The sequence below is a fragment of the Calditerrivibrio sp. genome (genome assembly GCA_026415135.1).
In the GTDB taxonomy this organism is placed as follows: Bacteria; Chrysiogenota; Deferribacteres; order Deferribacterales; family Calditerrivibrionaceae; genus Calditerrivibrio.
The window spans coordinates 1-2,766 of the sequence record JAOAHS010000018.1 but is presented as its reverse complement, the minus strand read 5'-3'; the positions used below and the strand labels follow the sequence as shown (position 1 = coordinate 2,766).

Sequence of the window (2,766 nt, the reverse complement as noted above, 5' to 3'; positions counted from 1 at the left end):
TAATTGACAACATAAGAAAAAATAATTATGAAAAAATAAATGACTTTTATAATTATGTAAATCAAAAATTCCCTGAAGTCTTTGAATATTGAAATATTTTTAATGATGGTTTAAAATAGCATAACTTTTATTTTGGAGGTTTAAAATAATGAGCAAGGGCAAGCGTTTTCTTTTTACTTCTGAATCTGTAACAGAGGGACATCCAGACAAAGTAGCGGATCAAATATCTGATGCAGTATTAGATGCTATGATTGCACAGGATCCTGAATCGAGGGTTGCTTGTGAAACATTAGTTACAACTGGGCTAATTTTTGTAGCAGGTGAAATAACATCAAAAGCAGTAGTTAATATACCTGATTTAGCCCGTTCAGTTGTAAGAGATATTGGATATAACGAACCAGAATTAGGGTTTGATGCTGAAAACTGTGCTGTAATAACATCTATTGATAGACAATCACCAGATATAGCAATGGGAGTTGATGAAGGGAAGGGATTGTATGAAGAACAGGGTGCTGGAGATCAGGGCCTTATGTTTGGGTATGCAACAGATGAAACCGATGCTTTTATGCCCATGCCAATATATTTAGCCCATAAGCTTTCAATGAGATTAGCTGAAGTGAGGAAAAAAAAGATAGTTGATTTTATTAAGCCCGATGGTAAATCTCAGGTAACAGTGGAATATGTTGATAGTGTTCCTGTGAGGGTAGATGCTGTAGTTATTTCCACACAGCATGCAGATAAAATAAGCTATAAAAAAATTAAAGAAGCAATGATTGAAGAAGTTATAAAGAAGGTAATTCCTGAAAATATGATGGATAAAAAAACAAAGATATTTGTTAATCCAACAGGGAGGTTTGTTATAGGAGGTCCTAAGGGTGATACGGGACTAACAGGTAGGAAGATTATTGTTGATACCTATGGTGGTGTGGGTAGTCATGGTGGTGGCGCATTCTCTGGAAAAGATCCATCTAAAGTTGATAGAACAGCTTCCTACATGGCAAGACATGTAGCAAAAAACATAGTTGCTTCAGGCCTTGCCAAAAAGTGTGAATTACAGGTTGCCTATGCGATAGGAGTTGCAAAACCAGTTTCAATAATGGTTGATACAAAGGGGACTGGAATAATTCCTGATGTGGAAATTGAAAACATAGTGAACAAGCTTTTTGATTTTCGTCCAAAGGCAATGATAGAATACCTTAATTTAAAAAGGCCAATTTATAGAAAGACTGCAGCGTATGGACATTTTGGTAGAAATGAAAAAGAGTTTACTTGGGAACTGACAAATAGAATCAAGGATATAAAAAAACTAATTAAATAAGAGGTATAGAATGAAAAAAAACTATGATGTGAAGGATTTAAAATTAGCAGAAAAAGGTAAGTTGAGAATAGAATGGGCTTCTCAAAGCATGCCAGTATTAAAGCAAATAAATGAAAGGTTTTCGAAAGAAAAGCCTTTAAAAAATATTAGAATTTCAGCATGTCTTCATGTGACAACAGAAACAGCTTATCTAATGGAAGTCTTAAAAAATGGTGGAGCTGAAGTAGCATTATGTGCGTCAAATCCTTTAAGTACACAGGATGACGTTGCTGCATCATTAGTAAAAAATTCTGGCATTTCGGTTTATGCCATCAAAGGCGAGGACAATAAAACTTATTACAAACATATTGAATCTGTCCTTGAACTAAAGCCAAATATAACGATGGATGATGGTGCGGATTTAGTAAGTGTTTTGCATAAGGATAAAAAGGCTTTGATAAAAAATATTTTTGGTGGTACTGAGGAAACAACCACTGGAGTAATTAGATTAAAAAGCATGGCAAAAAATAAAGTTTTAAAATACCCAATAATTGCGGTAAATGATGCAAATACCAAGCATATGTTTGACAATAGGTATGGTACTGGTCAAAGTACAATTGATGGGATAATAAGGGCTACTAATAGGCTTCTTGCTGGTTCCATATTTGTAGTTTCAGGATATGGCTGGTGTGGCAAAGGATTGGCAATGAGAGCAAGGGGTATGGGGGCAAGGGTTATAGTTACAGAAATCGATGCTTTAAAAGCTTTAGAGGCAGTTATGGATGGATATGAAGTTATGCCCATGATTGATGCTGCAAAGATTGGAGATATATTTTGTACAGTTACAGGCAATACTTCAGTATTAAGAGAAGAACATTTCAAAGTTATGAAGGATGGTGCAATAGTTTCCAATTCAGGTCACTTCAATGTTGAAATAGATCTAAATGCTTTAAAGAAAATGTCAAAGAAAGTAAGACAGATTAGAGATTATGTGGATGAATATACATTAAAAGATGGAAGGCGGATAAATGTTCTTGGAGAGGGTAGACTAATAAATTTAGCTTCAGCAGAAGGACATCCAAGTTCTGTGATGGACATGAGTTTTGCTAATCAGGCGCTATGTGTTGAATATCTTATTAAAAATGCTAAAAAGTTAGAAAACAATGTATATTCAGTTCCCTTTGAGATAGACTCAAAAATCGCTGAACTGAAACTAAAGAGTATGGGTATAAAAATTGACAAACTAACAAAGGAACAGAAGAAATATTTAGACAGTTGGGAAGAGGGTACTTAATTTTACAAGAAAGTAGTTTCTATAAATTTAGCAATAGCATCTACATCGTTTAAGTTAAATTGAGGAATATCTGTATCCAAGGATTCATCAGTAGCTATTGCTATACAATTTGTTAACTGCTGAAAAAGGGGTTTTTTACTAAGGTCCTTTCTATAAACCTCAATTTTAGGGATAT

At 34.2% G+C, this 2,766-nt stretch carries 2 protein-coding genes; both read left to right on the top strand.

Annotation, left to right across the window (positions count from 1 at the left end):
• Positions 1 to 148 precede the first annotated feature (148 nt).
• On the top strand, positions 149 to 1,318 hold the full coding sequence (metK, locus tag N3C60_03330) for a methionine adenosyltransferase (GenBank protein MCX8083933.1): 1,170 nt from the start codon (positions 149 to 151) through the stop codon (positions 1,316 to 1,318).
• A gap of 10 nt (positions 1,319 to 1,328) precedes the next feature.
• Positions 1,329 to 2,591 (top strand): adenosylhomocysteinase, encoded by a 1,263-nt coding sequence (gene ahcY, locus N3C60_03325; GenBank protein ID MCX8083932.1) that lies wholly within the window; start codon positions 1,329 to 1,331, stop codon positions 2,589 to 2,591.
• Positions 2,592 to 2,766: the final 175 nt, after the last annotated feature.

What these genes read in the sequence shown, in the direction of transcription:
- ahcY (MCX8083932.1), top strand. Translation starts at nt 1,329, where the DNA reads ATGAAAAAAAACTATGATGTGAAGGATTTAAAATTAGCAGAAAAAGGT.
- metK (MCX8083933.1), top strand. Translation starts at nt 149, where the DNA reads ATGAGCAAGGGCAAGCGTTTTCTTTTTACTTCTGAATCTGTAACAGAG.